Below are 18,427 nucleotides of genomic sequence, written 5' to 3' on the forward strand. Positions count from 1 at the left end.
GTCGATGGAATTGGGTCTGAGCCCATTCTGGCGAATCCGTTGCAATTGGTCAACCGGTTTGCCATACTTGATCGCGGAAGTGCCCCGACACTTCCTGAGCCCGCCGCACCAAGACGCACATCTGTGTTCGGCATCGCTACAACGACGTAAGGGATGAAGATGAAACCACAGCACACACGAGGCGGAGTATGCCTCGTCATCGGCCTGGCCGGGGCGCTCGCCCTGGCGGGTTGTTCCGCCGACGCGGGATCCGAGACCGGGGGAGGCACCAGCACGTTGAGCATCGGCTCGACGGTCGTGCCGCAGTCCTGGGATCCTGCTGACATCGGAGACGCGAACTACAAGCCGTACGCGCAAGCCGCCTACGACACGCTGGTTCTGAGGGAACCTGACGGGGAGTACGTGCCGATGCTTGCTGAAGCCTGGTCGTTCAGTGACGACAACCGCACGCTCACGCTCGAGCTGAGGGACGACGTCACGTTCTCAGACGGCGAGGAGTTCGACGCGGATGCCGTTGTGGCCAACTTCGAGCACTTCGCGGAGGGGACGGGACCCCTCTCTACCCAGCTGGCGGGTCTTGAGAGTGCGGAGGCGGTGAGCGAGTTCACGGTCGAAGCCGAGTTCGCTCAGCCGATCCCCGATCTCGTGTACAACCTGTCGGACGCGGCCGGGCGCATGGCCAGCCCGGCAAGCCTCGGTGAGGACGGGCTCGAGACCGTCCCTGTCGGGACGGGGCCGTATGTGATGGACGAATCGAACACAGTGCAGGGGTCGACGTATGCGCTGACCGCGCGGGAAGACTATTGGAATTCTGACCTGCAGGAGTTCGAAACGATCGAGTTCCAGATCTTCGAGGACGAGTCCGCGCTCATCAATGCCCTTCGCAGCGGTCAGGTCGACGCAGGCAACCTGACGAATCCTGACAACGTAGAAAGTGCGAAAGCGGCAGGGATCAGCGTCCTGAAACCTGACGTGCACATCTCGTGGTTCGGGCTGATCGTGTTCGATCGGGAAGGAACGATGGTCCCCGAGCTCGCGGACCCCCGAGTACGCGAAGCGCTCGCGTGGGCGATCGATCGAGAGACTCTCGCAAAGGTGACGCTCGGGATCGACGATGGAACGATCGACGATCAGATGTTCAACGAAGGTTCGCCTGCGTGGGGCTCCGAGCTTGCCGAGCACTACTCCTATGACCCTGATCGGGCCCGCGAGCTCCTGGATGAAGCAGGCGTAGACGGTTTCACAATTCACATGCCGGTGAGCTCGCTGTTCCAGCAGGGCCTCCTGACCGGAGTCGAGGAGCAACTCGGAGCGGTCGGCATCGAGGTCGTATGGGATGACGTCCCTGGGCAGTCCTTCATCGACGAGATGCTCGGCGGCAACTATCCGGTCAGCCTCATGGTGCTCGGGTCGGTCCCGACGGACTGGTCGGTCGTGACCAACTATCTCGCTCCGGATTCAGCGTGGAATCCGCTCGGAACGAGTGATCCAGAGCTGCAGGCACTCATCGATGCGATCCCGGCCCAGAGCGATGACGAGCGAGGCGCCTCCTATCAGGCGATCAACGAGTTCGTGATCGAGAACAACTGGTTCCAGCCGTGGTTCTGGGCGGAGGAGAACTTCGCCGTGAACGAGGACGCCGTGCACGTCGAGCTGCAGCTGCAGCAGAACGTGCCGTCGATCTACAACTATTCGCCCGCATCCTGACACACGTCGCCGGGCGGTGAGAGCCGCCCGGCGACAGGAGGACATCGGATGAACACATGCTGATCTTTCTCGCAAAGCGCCTCGTCTCCGGTCTGGTGCTGGTTGCGCTCATCCCTTCGCTGGCGTTCCTGCTGATGCGCGCGGGTTCCGCCAACGTCGCTCGGCAGATCCTCGGCCAGACTGCGTCGGAAGAGCAGGTCGCCGAGAAGGCTGCCGAACTCGGTCTCGACCGTCCCCTCGTCGAGCAGTATCTCTCGTGGGCAAACGGCGCGCTCAAGGGGGACCTGGGCACGTCCTGGTTCACGAATGAGCCCGTGCTGCAGGCGATGCTCACCAGAGTCCCGGCGACGCTCAGCCTGGTCATCGTGACGACGGTCATCGCGGCTGTTCTCGCGGTTGCCCTCGGACTGGCGGCTGCCTATTACAAAGGTTGGCTCGACAGAGTGCTGCAAGTGCTGTCGATCGTCGGCTTCGCCCTGCCTGGGTTCTGGCTCGCGCTCATGCTGGTGGTGTGGTTCGCCATCGACGTGCCGCTGTTTCCCGCCACCGGGTACGTTCCGGCTGCCGAAAGCCTCGGAGGGTGGGCACGGTCCATCACGCTGCCCGTCACTTCGCTCGCAGTCGGGGCCGTGACGGCCACGGCACAGCAGGTGCGCGGTGCCGTGCGGGACATTCTTCAGCAGGACTGGGTGCGAACGCTGCGCGCTCGAGGCATCTCGCGCGGGTCTCTGATCTTCAGACATGTGCTGCGCAGCGCGGGCGTGGCCGGGCTCACGGTGCTCGGGCTCCAGTTCATCGGCCTGCTGGGCGGGGCAGTCCTCGTCGAACGCATCTTCGCGATTCCTGGGATCGGACAGGTGCTCGTGACGTCAACGGCCCAGGGAGACCTGCCGCTGGTGCTCGGCGTCGTGTTGGTGACGACCGTCGTCGTCGTCATCGTCAATCTCCTCATCGACCTCGGAGTCGGATTCTTCAACCCGAAGGCACGCTTGTCATGACGAACACCTACACTGCTGCACTCCCCTCGGGGGAGCCGGAGGTCAAGCGCAGTTCCGTCCTGCGTCGCGCGATGCGGAACCCGTTCGGCATGATTGCCGGCGTCATCATCGCTGTTGTGATGCTGGTCGGTCTTCTGGCCGATCTCATCGCTCCATACGGACCGAATGAGAGCGACCTCACTCGTCTGTTCGAACATGGGGGCGGCGGTCACCTGCTGGGAACGGACGGCGCCGGTCGCGATGTCGTCTCGCTGCTGATCTACGGCGCACGTTCCTCGCTCATCGGGGCTGCTATCGCGGTCTGTGTGTCTGCGGCGATCGGCGTGCCGACGGGACTCATCGCCGGCTACTTCGGTCGCTGGTTCGACACCGTGGGGATGTGGGTCTCGAGTGCCGTGCTCGCGCTGCCGGGGATCGTGATCCTGCTCGCTTTCCGCGCTTCGGTGAGCTCGTCGATGTGGGCTGCGATGCTCGTCTTCGGAGTGCTGCTCTCGCCGTCCTTCTTCGTGCTCGTTCGCGCTGCCGTCAGGTCCGTCAGGAACGAGCTCTACGTCGATGCGGCACGTGTATCCGGCGTTTCGGATGCGCGGATCATCGCGCGGCATGTCTTCACGGTTGTGCGTGCGCCGATCGTGATCCAGGCGGCCATGGTCGCGGCGTTGGGGCTCGTGATCCAAGCGGGACTCGAGTTCCTCGGTCTGGGTGATAGGAACACGCCCAGCTGGGGCCAGTCGCTCAATGAGGGCTTTCAGAACATCTTCCGAGCGGACCATCTGATCCTGTGGCCGGGACTCGCACTGGGAATCACCATCGCCGCGTTCGCGCTGTTCGCAAACGCTGTCCGAGATGTGCTGGACGCCGCTGAGGCGTCTCGTCCCTCAACAGGGCCGTCGCAGTCCGCACCGGCACACGAGTCGGCCGTGCCTGCGAAAGCAGGAGACCTGCTCAGCATCCGCGATCTGCGCGTCGCATTCGGAAAGGGAGACAGCTCGCCCGAAGTCGTGCGCGGTGTCGACGTCGACGTCGACTCAGGACGTGTCATCGGCCTCGTCGGTGAATCAGGATCAGGCAAGACACAGACGGCTCTGGCGGTGCTCGGTCTGCTGCCGGACGGCGGGAGGGTCAGCGCAGGGCATATATCCATCGACACTCAACGGATGACGATCGACGAACGGATTCGCTTGCTCGGCGGCAGCATCGGCTATATCCCGCAGGAGCCGATGAGCAACCTCGACCCGGCGTTCACAATCGGAAGCCAGCTGACAGAACCACTGCGCAGGCATCTTCGGCTGAGCCGCAGAGAGGCGCGTGAACGCGCGCTCGCTCTGCTGGAGCGCGTGGGCCTTCCTGACCCAGTGCGCGTGATGGGCGCGTATCCCCATCAGATCTCTGGTGGGATGGCTCAGCGCGTGCTGATCGCCGGCGCGGTGTCATGCGAGCCGCGTCTTCTCATCGCCGATGAGCCGACCACAGCACTCGACGTGACGATACAGGCGGAGATACTCGACCTTCTGCGCGATCTCCAGCAGGAGAAGGGGATGGGGCTGCTTATCGTGACGCACGACTTCGGCGTCGTGGCGGATATCTGCGATGAGGTCTACGTGATGCAAGCCGGGCGCATCGTGGAGCACCGCCCGTGCGATGTTCTGTTCTCGGATCCCCAGCACAACTACACGAAGGCACTGTTGGGCGCCTCGTTGGAAGGCGGCCCTTCCCGCCGGGAACGCCAGAAGGAAGGCAACTGATGGCCGAAGACCTGCTCACGGTCGAGGATCTCGTCGTGGAGTTTCCGCAGAGCGGGTGGCGCAAGCCCCCGTTTCGCGCCCTCAAAGGCGTGTCCCTATCCGTCGAACCCGGCGAGACGCTGGGCATCGTCGGCGAATCCGGCTCGGGGAAGTCGACGCTCGGCCGAGCGATACTCGGCCTTGCCCCGGTTGCCGGCGGATCGATCACATTCGACGGTCGCGATATCTCGCGATTGAGCCGTCGAGCGCGACGTGGCATGAGCCGTGACATCCAAGTGGTGTTCCAAGATCCATACACTTCGCTGAACCCGTCCCTGACCATCGGGGACACGCTGAGCGAACCGCTCAGGCAGGCGGGCATCGAGGGAAACGAAGCCGCCTCGCGGGTGAAGGATCTGTTGGACCGGGTCATGATGCCGTCTGACGCCGTACGGAGGCTGCCCAGGGAGTTCTCTGGCGGGCAGCGCCAGAGAATCGCCATTGCGCGAGCGCTGGCGCTCGAACCTCGGCTCATCGTGTGCGACGAACCCGTCTCAGCGCTCGACCTGACGACTCAGCAGCGCGTTCTCGATCTCTTCATCGAGATCCAGGAGCGAACCGGAGTCGCGTACCTCTTCGTGTCGCATGACCTCAGCGTGATCCGGCACATCAGCCACAGAGTCGCTGTGGTGCACGGAGGAGAGATCGTCGAACAGGGCGATGCCGATCGCGTCACCACGCGCCCTGAGAAGCAGTACACGCGGCGACTCCTGCTCGCATCTCCCATACCCGACCCAGCGGCGCAGGCTCGGCGCCGTGAGGAACGGCACGCGCTCGCGCGTGCCTGAGAAAGGAGCAACATGCTGAAGACATGCGGCGGAACGGTGCGAGGCGAGGCGGACGATCGACTGGGCTCCGTGATCGATCGGCTTGAGGGTCACCTCGCGGCGGACCCCGACTATTCGTTCCAGATGACGGCCTACGTCGGAGGGCAGCTCGTCCTGGACGTGCACGGCGGGCGGCACCTGGAGGCGGACTCGCTCATGGTGCCCGCCTCCGTATCGAAGAACGCGCTGGCGCTGTCCGTCGGGCTGCTCGTGCAACGAGGGCTTCTGGACCTCGATGCGCCGGTGCGCGAATGGTGGCCGGAGTTCGCAACGGCAGGCAAAGAACGCGTCACGACGCGGCAGCTTCTCTCACACCAGGCGGGCCTGCCGGAAGCGGATCCGATTCTCAGCTGGGACGAGATCCTCGATCATCATGCGGGCTCGGAGCGCTTGGCGCGCTCGCGCCCCTTCTGGCATCCGGGCTCAGCATTCGGCTATCACGCGCTGACGATCGGGAACCTGGTCGACACCCTCGTCCAGCGCATCGACGGACGCACCGTGCAGGGATTCTACGAGGATGAGTTGAGGAGCCGCGTCGGCGCCGACTTCTTCCTCGGCCTGCCTCCTGAACACGACAGTCGCTTGGTGACGCCGCTGGAACTGGTGCCTCCGTTGGGCGAACCACCTGCGCCTACCCGGCACAACCCGATGCTCGCCACCGCATTCGGCCCGCGTCCGGGCGAGCAGATCGACATGGTGCGCGATGAGCGTTCCTGGCGCTTCGGGCACCCGGCGGTATCGGCGGCGACGTCCGCGAGAGGCATCGCCACGCTGCTCGCGGCCGCGACAACCGGCATCGACGGCACCCCAGCGCTGCTCGACGCTGACACGGTCTCCATCATCGGCGAACAGCAGGTCCGCGGCTACGATGAGGTGCTCGGCCAGGATGACCGAGCACATGCGATCGTCTTCCAGAAGCCAAGCCAACAGCTGGCGTTCGGCGGCCCCCGGAGCTTCGGTCACGACGGCGCCATGGGGGCACTGGGATGTGCTGACCCCTCCTCCGGCGTCGCTTTCGGATACACCGTCGCTCGCGGCCCATGGCCGGGCGGCGGGGATCCGCGCGCGGTGCGAGCGGCGCGGGAGATCGGCGAGATGGCATGGTGAGCGAGTTCGACGCCCAGGCTCCGCCGCGCGTCATCGTCACAACGGACCCCGAGCTCGATGATCTCAACTCGATGCTGCGACTTCTTCTGTACAGCAACGAGATCGATATCGCGGCGCTCGTGTACTCGTCGAGCAGATTCCACTTCGCAGGTGATGAGGCACGAGGCATCGCTCCTCATAGGTGGCCTGCTCCTGGGCAGAAGCTGCACATCGACATCGCGATCGACGCCTATGAGAAGTCCCATGCGAACCTTGTCAGGCACGACCCTCGTTATCCGGATCCGGACGCACTGCGCGGGCTGGTTCGCGTAGGCAACATCAGAACCGAGGGCGACGTGCAGGAGCCCACAGACGGATCCGAACTCGTGCGCGAGGCGCTGCTGGGGAAAGCGCCCGGGAGAGTGTTCGCCCAAGCATGGGGCGGAACGAACACCATCGCCCGCGCGCTGATGTCGATCGAAGAGGCGTACCGCGACACCGCTGAATGGCGAGACGTCCACGAGCTCATCACGAGACGCACCGTGATCACGTCTTTCGCCGAGCAGGACAGCACTTTTCGTGAGTACATCCGACCGCACTGGCCCGAACTGGAGTTCCGCGACGTCGCAACTACCGCGTGGGGCTACTTCGCGTGGGACGTCGTGCCGGACGAAGCGAGCGCATACCTCTCTGCGGAATGGATGCGCGAGAACGTCACGCGGGTCGGTCCGATGGGTGCCGAATACCGTGTATGGGGTGACGGCAAGCAGCTGGCAGCGGGATTCGACGACGAGGACTACTTCGGCCTTGCGGATGCTTCCGATGACCAGCTTTCGGCACGCGGCTATCGCGTGTGGGCACCTGTGCGCCCCGCGGGGTCATGGATATCCGAAGGGGACAGCTCGAACTTCGCCCTCCATATCGACAACGGACTCCGGAACGCGGAGCACCCGACCTTCGGAGGATGGGGAGGACGCCAGGAGCCGGACCCCGACGATCCGCATCGCTGGCGCAGCGTGGGGTGGTCGAAGATGTTCGACGCGCCGATCACGGATGCCGGTGAAGTCGGACAATGGTACGGGGCCATTCAGCGCGACTTCGCTGCGCGCCTGAGATGGACGGTGACGTCTGACTTCGAGGACGCGAACCACGCGCCGCGCGTGAGCTCTCTCGGGCCGACCGATCGATCCGTCCGCCCCGGCGACAGCGTCGAGTTCGCATTCACAGCAGCGGACCCCGACGATGACTCCGTGCGGGTCATCGTGCGCTTGGATGCCCAGGCGAGCACGTGCCGGGCCGATGTCGCCGCGACGGACGCCGGGTGCCGTGTGGATGTTTCTTCCGACGCTCGACGCGGGGATACAGTGAGTGTGATCGTCGAGGCGATCGACGACGGTGATCCGCCTCTGACCGGATACGCGCGTTTCGCGCTGACGGTGACGTGAACGGCTCATACTGTGATGGAAACGTGTGGAGTGCGGGCGTCGGAAGGCGCAGCCCCTGACGGGACACCCGGATTGCGGGACACGCCGTCGCGCTGATGCCGTCCGTCGGTCGGGGTCGTGAGACTGAGGCAGAGAGACAGGTGATTGATGCCCAGTGAAAGCGATTCGTCTTCGGAGAAGATCGTCGGGGCCCTCGGCACGCTGTCCACCGGGACTCCGGTGAGCGAAGTCGCGCGACGTCTGCTGGATCTGTTCACAACCGGATCGATCGAGCCGGGCACGAGGCTTCCCTCTGAACGGCAGCTCGCCGCGTCACTTGCCGTCGGTCGTTCTGCGGTCCGTGAGGCGCTGGCAGCGCTGGAGGTGCTCGGCATCGTGGACGTGCGGCCGGGCTCTGGGACCTACTTGCGCGGCGAGGCCAGCGAACTGCTGCCGCAGACGCTTCGTTGGGGGCTGCTGATAGGGGAGAAGAACTCCTCGGAACTGATCGAACTGCGAGCCGGTCTGGAGATCTATGTCGCCCGTCTCGCCGCGACACGGGCGAGCGATGCGGCCCGTGCGGCGCTGCGTGCGCACGTGCAGGAGATGCGCGGCGCCGGTACCGACCTTGCGGCATTCGCACGGGCGGATCTGAACTTCCATCTCGATCTCGCAGAAGCAGCGGAGAACGCAACGCTGCACGACCTGCTCCACGTCGTCCGGTCACTGCTGCAGGTCTATGCGGATCGTGCCGTGCACTCCCGGGAGGAGGCGGAGGTCGCGGTGCGCGAGCACGAGGCCGTCACCGAAGCGCTTGACGCGCACGACCCTGACGCTGCGGCGTCCGCGATGGCCGCGCACATGGTCACCGCAGGGGAAAGGCTCGCTCGTTTCGTCGAAAGCGACTGACGGGCAGTTCGTCGGCGCTGTACCGCGCGTGGAGTGCATGCGTTGAACGGCACCTGCTCGATGACCTCAGGGCTTTCGCCTCCGCGACAGCCTCCCCGCCTCGTCGAGCACGTCGACGAGAGCGTCGGGGTCGTGCGCGAATCGGCCGAGGAACACACCGTCGACGGCGTCGCCGAGGGCAGTCAGGAGACCGGGCCCTGCCGCGCCGCCGTAGATCACGGATGAGCCGAACCGGTCGCGGTCGGAGTCGAGGTCGGCACGGAGCGCGGCCGCGACGACCGCGACGTGCTCCGTGCCCGCAGGCTCTGGAGCACCGATCGCCCAGACGGGCTCGTAGGCGACGATGATCGAACCGGCGCCGGAGCCGCGCAGAGCGCGACGCAGCTGCGCGATGGCGGCCGCTGCGGCGTCATCCGGTGCGAGACGCTCGCTCTCGCCGATGCAGACCAAAGGCGTGAGGCCGTTTCGCAGAGCCGCACGGGTCTTCGCCGCAACCACGTCATCCGTCTCACCATGCATCCGGCGCCGTTCGGCGTGGCCGATCTCTGCAATCGACGCCCCGATCTCGGCGAGCTCGACGGCGGAGACCTCACCGGTGAAGGCTCCTTCTTCGTGAGGTGAGACGTCCTGCGCACCGACGCGCACGCCCGTGTACCGGAACTCCTCGATCGCTCGCGGAATCTGCAGGTACGTCGGCGTGACGAACACCTCGACATCGCCGGACGACACCGCTTCGTGTCGGCGCAGGCGCACGGCGACCTCGGCGAACCAGGCGGCGGCACGCTCGTGCCCGAAGTACATCTTCAGGCTCACCCCGACCGTGAGCCGTCGCATCAGCAGGACCCGGTGGTCTCGTACCCGTCGATGGCCGCGACCTTCGACGCCGATGCGCTGGTCGGGTCGAAGGTGTAGCCGAGCCATTCTCTGGCGAGGCGGCGGGCGAGTTCGATGCCGACGACGCGTTGGCCCATGCAGAGGACCTGAGCGTCGTTGGAGAGCACGGAGCGTTCGACGGAGTAGGAGTCGTGTGCGGTGACGGCCCGGATGCCCTGAACCTTGTTGGCGGAGATGGCGACGCCGAGGCCGGTGCCGCAGATCAGAATCGCCCTGTCCGCTTCGCCGCGAGCGATTCGCTCCGCTGCTTCGATCGCGACTTTCGGGTACGGCGTGTGGCTATCGGAGTCGACGCCGACATCGATCACGTCCGCGACGTCCGCATTGCTCTCGAGATCCCGCTTCAGAATCTCCTTGTAGTCGAATCCGGCGTCGTCGCTGCCGACGACGATCCGCAGTGCATCCGTCATGTGTGTATCTCCCTCATCGTTCGACATGCCCTGTTGACACGGCATCTCACGGACTCTACGTTGAATCTAACGTGAAGTATGTTCTAAGCTACATGATATTCACACAGGGCAACGGAAGCCCAACATGTTCGGGGCGGTGAACTGCTCGAGCAGGTGGGCCGAGGAAGACCCGTACGAGGCGAGGCGATGGAAGCCCCGCGAAAAGATGCGAACAGGAGCAACGATGCGCGCAGTCGCTTTCACATCAGCAGGCGAGCTGGCTCTCGAGGAGCGGCAGATCCCGACTCCCGGGTACAAGGAGATCCTGATCGAGACGGCGGCGGTCGGCATCTGCGGCACCGATGCCCACGTGCTCGACGGGGAGTTCGAGGGGACGGTCTTCCCGCTCGTGCCGGGCCATGAGGCCACGGGGAAGATCGTCGCGCTCGGCGACGGCGTCAACGACGGCGTCTTCGACTTCCGCGTCGGCGATCACGTCGCGGTGAACCCCAGCACCACATGCGGCGAGTGCGAGTTCTGCCTCAACGGACACCAGAATCTCTGCCCTCGTTGGAACGGGCTCGGCGTCGTCGCCTCGGATGGCGCATCGCAGCAGTTCTTCACGGCGCCGGCGAGCAACGTGTACAGGCTCAGGCCCGACACCGATCTGTACGAAGCGGCGCTCATCGAGCCGCTCGCCTGTGCCATCCGCGGCTGGGACGTGCTTCCTCGGCGCCTCGGAGACCACGTCCTGGTGTTCGGAGCAGGCACGATGGGTCTGCTGATGGCGCAACTCGCCCATCGTGCCGGCGCAGCCACGGTCACCATCATCGATCTCAACGAGGAGCGTCTGAAGACGGCGGCCGAGTGCGGCATCGAGCAGCGCTTCACCAGCGCCGATGACGCCGACCGCGAGAAGTGGGACGTCGTCATCGACTGCACCGGCAACATCCGGGCCATCGAGGACGCGCTCACCCGTGTGAAGCCGGCGGGGTTCTTCCAGGACTTCGGGGTGGCTCCGGCCGACCAGACGGCGCGCTTCTCGCCGTTCCGCGTCTATCGCGATGAGATCTCGATCGTCGGCACCATGGCGGTCCTGAACTCATTCGGGCGCGCGGTCGAGCTGTTCGAAGGAGGCGCCGTCAACGCGAAGGCGATGATCAGCCACTCGTTCACGCTGGACGACTACACCACCGCGTTGGACATGTTCCGACGGGGCGAGGGGCGCAAGCTCCAGATCCGCCCCAACGACTCGGAATCGCGGGTGCTCCTGTGAGTGCGTCGACGGCTGCCCGCTCCGCACGGCGAGGCCTCGGAACAGGCGCGAAGCGCGGCATCCTCGCCGGCGTCATCGTGGTGCTGATCGTCTTCGTCGTCCTCGGCACGCGGGTCGTATCGAACGACGCGGCCGATGCGGGGGCAGATGAGGGATTCAACGCGGAGACCTTCGGGGCAGATCGGTTCCCCGGCGTTCAGGAGGCGATCGCCGAGAGGGCTGTCGCCGCGGACGAGCTCGCACAGGCGATCGCCGCGGACGCCGATGCCGCCGTGGAGGAGTACGCCGTACCGTCCTCAGGCGGCCCCGTGTTCAGCGTGACGTTCACCGGCACCGTAGGCGAAGGCCAGTCCGGCATCTACGACGTCGCCGTCGACGGGCTTCCCGACGACCTGCTCGTTCGGGTGCAGACGGGGCCGGCGATCAACGGCACGGAGCTGCGCGACGCCACCGGCGACATCGTGTTCGGTGAGTTCACCAACCAGATCGAGTTCCAGAACGCGGCAGCGGCGCTGAACGACGAGATGAAGGTGCAGGTGCTCGACAGCGTCGACACCGCGTCCCTCGAGGGAAGCACCGTTACCGTGACCGGAGCGTTCACGCTCATCAACGAAGCGGCGTGGCTCGTGACCCCGGTTCAGTTCGAGGTCGGCTGATGGTCGGGACAGCGGACGACGTCGTCCTCGAGGCGCGCAACATCGTCAAGACCTATGGCGGCACGCGCGCGCTGAAGGGCGTGAACTTCGAGATCCGCAGGGGAACGGTCACCACGCTGTTCGGCGAGAACGGTGCGGGGAAGTCCACCCTGATGAAGATCCTCTCGGGGGTCGAGCAGCCGACATCCGGCGAGATCGTGCTGGACGGGGAAGCGGTGGCGTTCGGCTCCACGACCGAGGCCACCGCGCGCGGCATCTCGATCATCCACCAGGAGCTGAGCCTCGCACCCAACATGACGGTGCGCGACAACATCTTCATGGGGCGCGAGATCACCGGGACCTTCGGTGGTGTCGACTACTCCGAGGAGAATCGCCAGACCCGCGAGCTGCTGCGCGACATGCAGCTGGACATCGATCCGGACACCTTCGTCTCGGATCTGCGCGTCGGTCAGCAGCAGATCGTCGAGATCGCCCGCGCGCTGTCGGTGAACTCGCGCATTCTGATCATGGACGAGCCGACATCCGCCCTGGCCGCCGCCGAGGTGGAGGTGCTGTTCGGCATCATCCGAGAACTGCTCTCTCGCGGCGTCGCGATCGTGTACATCTCGCACCACCTCGAGGAAGCGCTCGAGATCACCGACCACGCCGTCGTCCTCCGCGACGGCAGCATGACCGCGCGTGCCGAACGCACGGACATCGACCTCGCATGGATCGTGCATCACATGGTCGGCGAGCACTTCGACCTCGGCACTCCTCCCACGGGGTACGAGTTCGGCGACCCGGTGCTGGAGGTCTCGGGGCTGACCATCCTCGATCCCGAGAACTCGGAGCGAGTGATCGTGGACGACCTCGACCTCGAGGTGCGCGCGGGCGAGATCGTGTGCATCTACGGACTCATGGGTGCAGGGCGCACGGAGCTCCTCGAGGCGGTCGCGGGGCGCGACCCCGTCGCCACGGGCGACATCCGGCTCGAGGGCCGGTCGATCCTCGGCGATTCGATCGCCGACCGGATCGCCGACGGAGTCGGTCTCGTGCCGGAGGACCGCCAGCGGGACGGTCTGGTGCAGAGCTTCGACGTCGGCCGCAATCTGACGCTGGCGAGCCTCGACGCGAGCATGTCGCGGGGATCGATCTCCCGGACGAAGGAAGCGCAGCGCTCGAAGGAGCTCATCGAAGCGGTGACGGTGAAGACGCCGGGCCCCGACGTTCCGATCGGCTCACTCTCCGGCGGCAACCAGCAGAAGGTCGTGATCGGCAAGATCGTGGCGACCGATCCGAAGGTGATGCTGCTCGATGAGCCGAGCCGAGGAATCGACGTCGGGGCGAAGGGCGAGGTGTTCCGACTGCTCGCAGAACGGGCGAAGCGCGGGCTCGCGGTCGTGTACACGACGAGCGAGGTCGGTGAGTGCCTGAGCATCGCGCACCGCATCATCGTGCTCAGGCGCGGCAGGATCTCCGCCGAGTTCGCACCCGACGTGACCAAGGACATGATCATGGCCGCCTCCGGCGAGGCCGTGGCCTGAATCGATCGAGACGGACAGGACAATGACGACCACAACGACCGCCATCCTCGAGAACCGGAAGCGGTTCTCCATCACCAAGCTCCTGCTGGAGGGGCGAGCCTTCCTCGCCCTCATCCTGATCATCGCGGTGTTCTCGATCCTCTCGCCGAACTACCTGACGTGGAACAACATCCTGATCATGACCTCGCACGTCGCGATCTACGCGCTGCTGGGCCTGGGAATGCTGCTGGTCATCCTGAACGGCGGGATCGACCTCTCGGTCGGTTCGACGCTGGCGTTCTCCGCCGTGATCGGGGGTTTCCTGCTGAAGGGCGTGCCGCTGGAGATGTTCGGCGTCACGCTGTACCCGAGCGTTCCCGTGACCGTGCTGATCGCCTGCGGCGTCGGAGCGCTTGTCGGACTGGTGAACGGCATCCTGGTGGCGAAGTTCAAGATCGCGCCGTTCGTCGCCACGCTCGGCATGCTCTACGCCGTGCGCGGTCTCGCGCTGCTGATGACCGACGGTCTCACCATCAACAACCTGTCGGGAAGTGAGGAACTGGGCAACACGGGCTTCGACTGGCTCGGCTTCAACCGCATCCTCGGCATTCCGATCGGCGTGCTGATCATGATCGTCGTGGCGATCGTGCTCGGCGCTGCACTCGGCCGGGCGAAGTTCGGACGCTGGCTGTACGCCGCCGGCGGCAACGAGCGTGCGGCCGAACTGTCGGGCGTGCCGACGAAGAACGTGAAGATCTCGGTGTACGTGATCTCCGGCCTGTGCGCCGCGATCGCCGGCCTGGTGCTGGCCTCCACGCTGACCAGCGCCGACCCCAACGCCGGCGAGACGTACGAGCTGACTGCCATCGCGGCCGTCGTGATCGGGGGAGCGGCGCTCACGGGCGGTCGAGGCAATGTGCGAGGCACGCTGCTGGGCGCCTTCGTGATCGGCTTCCTCGCCGACGGGCTCGTGATCGTCGGAGTCTCCGCCTACTGGCAGATGGTGTTCATGGGCGCGGTCATCGTCGTCGCCGTGCTTCTCAACACACTGCAGTACGGTCGCCGCCGACCTGCGGCGAAGCCGAAGAAGAAGACCACGTCGACGGACGGGACGACGCCCGCTGCATCGGCAGGACCGTCTGGTGCGGGGACGTCCGAATCTTCGACGAAGGAACCCTGAACCGCACAACCGGCACCGACGAACGCTGCCGGCACCCTGAGAAAGGACACATCACATGTTCAGAATGAAGACGCTGGGCGCACTCGCCGCCGCTGGCGCACTGGTCGTGGGCCTGACCGCCTGCTCATCCGGATCCGATTCCCCCGAGGGTGAGGGCGATGGCGGCTCCGGCGGAGGCGACGAGGGCGGTCTGATCACCATCATCGTCAACGACCCTGCCAACCCCTACTGGAAGACAGAGGGCGACCTCGCACAGGCCAAGGCGGAGGAACTCGGCTACGAGGCCGTCGTCGGCTCTCACACCGGCGACACCAACACCGAGAACACGCTGATCGATACCGCCATCGCGAACCAGTCGGCAGCGATCATCCTCGACCCGGCCAACGCGGACGGCTCCATCGGGGCTGTGAAGAAGGCGGATGACGCGGGCATCCCCGTGTTCCTCGTGAACGCCGAGATCAACGAAGCGGGTCTGGCCAAGGCGCAGCTGGTGTCGAACAACGCCCAGGGCGCCGCGCTCGGTGCGCAGGAGTACGTGAACCAGATGGAGGAGGCGGGAACGTACGTCGAGCTGTTCGGTGCGCCGAGCGACAACAACGCGCAGACCCGTTCCAACGGCTTCAGCACCGTCATCTCGCAGTACCCCGATCTCGAGAAGGTCGGCGAAGAGGTGGCGAACTGGGATCGCACCGAGGGCCACGACAAGGCTCAGGCACTCATGCAGTCGAACCCCGACCTCGAGGGCGTGCTCGCTGGCAATGACGAGATGGCGCTCGGCGCGATCGCGGCGCTGAAGGAGGCCGGTGAGCTCGACGGCGTCGTCGTCGGAGGATTCGACGGGGCACCGGATGCAGTTGAGGCAGTGAAGGCGGGCGAGATGGCCTACACGGTGCTGCAGCCCGTCGCGGAGTTCTCGCAGACCGCCGTCGAACTGGCGGACGAGTACATCCGGACCGGCGAAGAGCCCGAGACGGAGAAGCAGGCGATCGACTGCATCCTGATCACCGAGGAAAATGTCGACAACATGGTGTCTCCCTTCGTCTACGAGGAGTGACACCGACCGCCACAGCGGCAGTGCGGGGGCGGGAATCAGGTTTCCGCCCCCGCACCCATGAAGAGAGGGACTATGAGCTACGTCGTCAATGAGGCGGAGAACTTCGCCGACGAATCCGCCGCGGGCTTCGTCGCCGCGCATCGCGACCTGGTCAGGCGCGTGCCGGGAGGCGTCGCACGCGCCACGGCCACACCGCAGGGGCAGGTCGCCGTCGTGATCGGCGGCGGCTCTGGGCACTACCCCGCCTTCGCCGGCCTGGTCGGTCCGGGGCTCGCCCACGGCGCGGCCATGGGGAACGTGTTCGCCTCGCCGAGCGCCCAACAGGTGCGCACCGTCGCGACCGCCGTCGACGCCGGCGCCGGCGTGCTGCTCAGCTACGGCAACTACGCCGGCGATGTGCTCAACTTCGACGCGGCACAGCAGCAGCTGCGCGACGCGGGCATTCCGTGCCGCACCGTGCGGGTCACCGACGACGTGGTCAGCGCATCGGTGTCCGAGCGGGAGAAGCGCCGCGGCATCGCCGGCGATCTCGCCGTGTTCCGCGCGGCAGGCTGGGCGGCCGAACGCGGGATGAGTCTGGACGAGGTGGCGGAGTTCGCCGATCGCGCGAATGAGCGCACGCGGTCGTTCGGGGTCGCGTTCTCCGGCTGCACGCTGCCGGGAGCCGAGAGCCCTCTGTTCACCGTGCCCGAGGGCAAGATGGCCGTCGGCATGGGCATCCACGGAGAGCCCGGCATCGAGGTGCGGGATCTTCCGACGGCCGACGAACTGGCCGACCTGCTCGTGGCGAAGCTTCTCGACGAGCGGCCGGACGATGTGCCATCTGCATCCGGCGCACGGGTCGCCATCATCCTGAACGGCCTCGGCTCGGTGAAGCACGAGGAGCTGTTCGTCGTGTACGGCTCCGTCGCCCGCCTGCTGGAAGAGCGCGGCATCACGATCGTGCAGCCCGAGGTCGGGGAGTACGCGACGAGCTTCGAGATGGCAGGCATGTCGCTGACGCTGCTCTGGCTGGACGACGAGCTGGAGCAGGCATGGGCCTCGCCCGCGCTCACCCCCGCATACCGCAAGGGCACCCTCGATCTCGGCGATGCCGTGCTCGCCGAGGCAGCGTCGGACGAAGCGGTCGACGCGATCGCCGCCGGGTCTGCCGAGTCGATCGCGGCCGCGGCCTGTGTGCGCGGCGTGCTCGGTGCCATCCGGGATCTCATCGATCGGGAAGCGGATGCGCTGGGACGTCTCGATGCGATCGCCGGCGACGGAGACCACGGCATCGGCATGAAGCGCGGCGTGCACGCCGCGTGCGACGAGGCGGAGCGCGCGGAGGGCGCCCGGGCCGGAGCCGGCACGGTGCTGGCTCTCGCGGGCGACGCATGGGCCGACCGCGCAGGAGGCACATCGGGGGCGCTGTGGGGTGCCGGACTGCGCTCTGCTGGCGAGATGCTCGGCGACAAGAACGCACCGGATGCCGCAACTGTCGCGGCCGCGGTGACCGCCGCATGCGAGACGGTCCAGCGCCAGGGGAAGGCGGAGCTGGGCGACAAGACGATGGTCGATGCGCTGGTGCCGTTCGCTCAGACGCTCTCGAGTCGGGTCGGAGCAGGTGCCGGGCTGCAGTCGGCATGGCGTGAGGCCGCGGAAGCAGCCCAGGCGGCGGCGCGCGCTACGGCCGAGCTGCTGCCTCGGATGGGGCGCGCGAGACCGCACGCCGAGGCCAGTGTCGGCACTCCCGACCCCGGTGCCGTGTCGTTCGCCCAGGCGATGGTCGCCGCGACCGACGTCATCGGCGGCGCGGCTCTGGACTGACGCTCACCGGCACCCCGTGCGCCGACCGGTCAGCCGTTCGGCGGCGCCGCGAGTCGCGGGCAGAATATAGGCAGCAGGTGTGTCGCGAGGAAGAGAGCAGCATGGCGGATCAGATCGAGCACGACGAGGCGAGCACCGAGGCGGAGTCCAGGCAGAGCCGCCAGGAGGCGAGGCAGAACGCCATCACTGACGCGGTCATGGCCGCGGGCACGATCCGCATCGCCGACCTCGCCGAACGGTTCGAGATCAGCACCATGACGGTGCATCGCGACCTCGACGAGTTGGAATCGCGGGGGCTGCTGCGCAAGCACCGCGGCGAGGCGTCCGCGCTGTCGACGGTGCTCGTCGAGTCGAGCGATGTGTACCGCGCGAGCCGGGAGCGCTCCGAGAAGGAGAGCCTCGCACTGGCGGCACTCGAGCTGATCGAGCCGGGATCGGCGATCATGCTCGACGACTCGACGACGGCGCTGCAGCTCGTGCCGCACCTTCAGACGAAGCGCCCGCTCACGGTGATCACGAACACGCTGACGGTGATGAACGAGCTGCGTTCGATGACCGGTGTCACTCTGCTCGGCCTCGGCGGGCAGTACTACAACTGGTGCAGCTCCTACATGGGGCGCATCACGACGGCAGCGATCTACGAACTGCGCGCCGACGTGCTCGTGATGTCGACATCAGCGATCACCGACGGCGTCGCCTTCCACCAGACGATGGAGACGGTCGACGTGAAACGGGCGATGTTCGATTCCGCGAGCCGCCGCATCCTGCTGGCCGATCACACGAAGTTCGACAAGCGCGCACTGCATGCCATGCAGCCGCTGGCGGACTTCGACGAGGTGATCGTCGACGCCGCCACGGCGTCGCACCACGTCGACGCCCTGCGCAACGCCGGCGTCAACGTCTCGATCGCTCCGCGTACTCGCACGCACCACTGA

Annotated in this window: 16 protein-coding genes; 14 read left to right on the forward strand and 2 right to left on the reverse strand. The window is 66.2% G+C overall.

Annotated elements, in window-relative coordinates; translation table 11 throughout:
- Positions 1-159 precede the first annotated feature (159 nt).
- The 7 genes from DZG09_RS10175 to DZG09_RS10205 all read left to right on the forward strand — a co-directional run bounded on the left by DZG09_RS10175 (position 160) and on the right by DZG09_RS10205 (position 8,735).
- Positions 160-1,707 carry an ABC transporter substrate-binding protein gene (locus tag DZG09_RS10175; RefSeq protein ID WP_162893274.1) on the forward strand — a complete coding sequence of 516 codons (1,548 nt, stop codon included), beginning with the start codon at positions 160-162 and terminating at the stop codon, positions 1,705-1,707.
- 56 nt (positions 1,708-1,763) lie between these two features.
- Positions 1,764-2,705, forward strand: a complete 942-nt coding sequence (locus DZG09_RS10180; RefSeq protein WP_119697635.1) for an ABC transporter permease — start codon at positions 1,764-1,766, stop codon at positions 2,703-2,705.
- Entirely contained in the window at positions 2,702-4,450 is a 1,749-nt protein-coding gene (locus DZG09_RS10185; RefSeq protein ID WP_119697636.1) for a dipeptide/oligopeptide/nickel ABC transporter permease/ATP-binding protein, read from the forward strand. Before DZG09_RS10180 ends, DZG09_RS10185 begins: the two co-directional genes overlap by 4 nt.
- Positions 4,450-5,277 (forward strand): ATP-binding cassette domain-containing protein, encoded by an 828-nt coding sequence (locus DZG09_RS10190; protein WP_119697637.1) that lies wholly within the window; start codon positions 4,450-4,452, stop codon positions 5,275-5,277. The genes DZG09_RS10185 and DZG09_RS10190 overlap by 1 nt, the downstream gene beginning before the upstream one ends.
- 12 nt (positions 5,278-5,289) lie before the next feature.
- A complete protein-coding gene (locus DZG09_RS10195; RefSeq protein ID WP_119697638.1) occupies positions 5,290-6,423 on the forward strand; it encodes a serine hydrolase domain-containing protein in 1,134 nt (377 codons plus the stop codon).
- Positions 6,420-7,847: a DUF1593 domain-containing protein gene (locus DZG09_RS10200; RefSeq protein ID WP_240423921.1), complete on the forward strand. Its 1,428-nt coding sequence runs from the start codon at positions 6,420-6,422 to the stop codon at positions 7,845-7,847. The genes DZG09_RS10195 and DZG09_RS10200 overlap by 4 nt, the downstream gene beginning before the upstream one ends.
- 147 nt (positions 7,848-7,994) lie before the next feature.
- Complete coding sequence (locus DZG09_RS10205; RefSeq protein WP_119697639.1) at positions 7,995-8,735, forward strand: FadR/GntR family transcriptional regulator; 741 nt, start codon at positions 7,995-7,997, stop codon at positions 8,733-8,735.
- A gap of 66 nt (positions 8,736-8,801) precedes the next feature.
- Here the strand turns inward: DZG09_RS10205 and DZG09_RS10210 are convergent, their stop codons facing one another.
- Positions 8,802-9,548 (reverse strand): triose-phosphate isomerase family protein, encoded by a 747-nt coding sequence (locus DZG09_RS10210; protein WP_240423922.1) that lies wholly within the window; start codon positions 9,546-9,548, stop codon positions 8,802-8,804.
- Positions 9,549-9,568: 20 nt separating this feature from the next.
- A complete protein-coding gene (locus DZG09_RS10215; protein WP_119697641.1) occupies positions 9,569-10,039 on the reverse strand; it encodes a ribose-5-phosphate isomerase in 471 nt (156 codons plus the stop codon).
- Between the two features lie 223 nt (positions 10,040-10,262).
- Here DZG09_RS10215 and DZG09_RS10220 point away from each other — a divergent pair, with 223 nt between their 5' ends.
- The 7 genes from DZG09_RS10220 to DZG09_RS10250 all read left to right on the forward strand — a co-directional run bounded on the left by DZG09_RS10220 (position 10,263) and on the right by DZG09_RS10250 (position 18,427).
- A complete protein-coding gene (locus DZG09_RS10220) occupies positions 10,263-11,294 on the forward strand; it encodes a zinc-dependent alcohol dehydrogenase family protein (RefSeq protein ID WP_119697976.1) in 1,032 nt (343 codons plus the stop codon).
- Entirely contained in the window at positions 11,291-11,950 is a 660-nt protein-coding gene (locus DZG09_RS10225) for a DUF2291 domain-containing protein (protein ID WP_119697642.1), read from the forward strand. The genes DZG09_RS10220 and DZG09_RS10225 overlap by 4 nt, the downstream gene beginning before the upstream one ends.
- Positions 11,950-13,473 carry a sugar ABC transporter ATP-binding protein gene (locus DZG09_RS10230; RefSeq protein WP_119697643.1) on the forward strand — a complete coding sequence of 508 codons (1,524 nt, stop codon included), beginning with the start codon at positions 11,950-11,952 and terminating at the stop codon, positions 13,471-13,473. Before DZG09_RS10225 ends, DZG09_RS10230 begins: the two co-directional genes overlap by 1 nt.
- A gap of 22 nt (positions 13,474-13,495) precedes the next feature.
- Positions 13,496-14,632 (forward strand): ABC transporter permease, encoded by a 1,137-nt coding sequence (locus DZG09_RS10235; RefSeq protein WP_119697644.1) that lies wholly within the window; start codon positions 13,496-13,498, stop codon positions 14,630-14,632.
- A gap of 55 nt (positions 14,633-14,687) precedes the next feature.
- Positions 14,688-15,686 (forward strand): D-ribose ABC transporter substrate-binding protein, encoded by a 999-nt coding sequence (locus DZG09_RS10240; protein ID WP_205529142.1) that lies wholly within the window; start codon positions 14,688-14,690, stop codon positions 15,684-15,686.
- Between the two features lie 72 nt (positions 15,687-15,758).
- Positions 15,759-17,492 carry a dihydroxyacetone kinase family protein gene (locus DZG09_RS10245; RefSeq protein ID WP_119697645.1) on the forward strand — a complete coding sequence of 578 codons (1,734 nt, stop codon included), beginning with the start codon at positions 15,759-15,761 and terminating at the stop codon, positions 17,490-17,492.
- Between the two features lie 101 nt (positions 17,493-17,593).
- On the forward strand, positions 17,594-18,427 hold the full coding sequence (locus tag DZG09_RS10250; protein WP_119697646.1) for a DeoR/GlpR family DNA-binding transcription regulator: 834 nt from the start codon (positions 17,594-17,596) through the stop codon (positions 18,425-18,427).

The organism is Microbacterium halotolerans (assembly GCF_003569805.1).
GTDB lineage: Bacteria > Actinomycetota > Actinomycetes > Actinomycetales > Microbacteriaceae > Microbacterium > Microbacterium halotolerans.

Bases quoted from the DNA above. Each gene is read 5' to 3' on its own strand.
- DZG09_RS10175 (WP_162893274.1), top strand. From the start codon at position 160: ATGAAACCACAGCACACACGAGGCGGAGTATGCCTCGTCATCGGCCTG.
- DZG09_RS10180 (WP_119697635.1), top strand. From the start codon at position 1,764: ATGCTGATCTTTCTCGCAAAGCGCCTCGTCTCCGGTCTGGTGCTGGTT.
- DZG09_RS10185 (WP_119697636.1), top strand. From the start codon at position 2,702: ATGACGAACACCTACACTGCTGCACTCCCCTCGGGGGAGCCGGAGGTC.
- DZG09_RS10190 (WP_119697637.1), top strand. From the start codon at position 4,450: ATGGCCGAAGACCTGCTCACGGTCGAGGATCTCGTCGTGGAGTTTCCG.
- DZG09_RS10195 (WP_119697638.1), top strand. From the start codon at position 5,290: ATGCTGAAGACATGCGGCGGAACGGTGCGAGGCGAGGCGGACGATCGA.
- DZG09_RS10205 (WP_119697639.1), top strand. From the start codon at position 7,995: ATGCCCAGTGAAAGCGATTCGTCTTCGGAGAAGATCGTCGGGGCCCTC.
- DZG09_RS10215 (WP_119697641.1), bottom strand. From the start codon at position 10,039: ATGACGGATGCACTGCGGATCGTCGTCGGCAGCGACGACGCCGGATTC.
- DZG09_RS10220 (WP_119697976.1), top strand. From the start codon at position 10,263: ATGCGCGCAGTCGCTTTCACATCAGCAGGCGAGCTGGCTCTCGAGGAG.
- DZG09_RS10230 (WP_119697643.1), top strand. From the start codon at position 11,950: ATGGTCGGGACAGCGGACGACGTCGTCCTCGAGGCGCGCAACATCGTC.
- DZG09_RS10235 (WP_119697644.1), top strand. From the start codon at position 13,496: ATGACGACCACAACGACCGCCATCCTCGAGAACCGGAAGCGGTTCTCC.
- DZG09_RS10240 (WP_205529142.1), top strand. From the start codon at position 14,688: ATGTTCAGAATGAAGACGCTGGGCGCACTCGCCGCCGCTGGCGCACTG.
- DZG09_RS10245 (WP_119697645.1), top strand. From the start codon at position 15,759: ATGAGCTACGTCGTCAATGAGGCGGAGAACTTCGCCGACGAATCCGCC.
- DZG09_RS10250 (WP_119697646.1), top strand. From the start codon at position 17,594: ATGGCGGATCAGATCGAGCACGACGAGGCGAGCACCGAGGCGGAGTCC.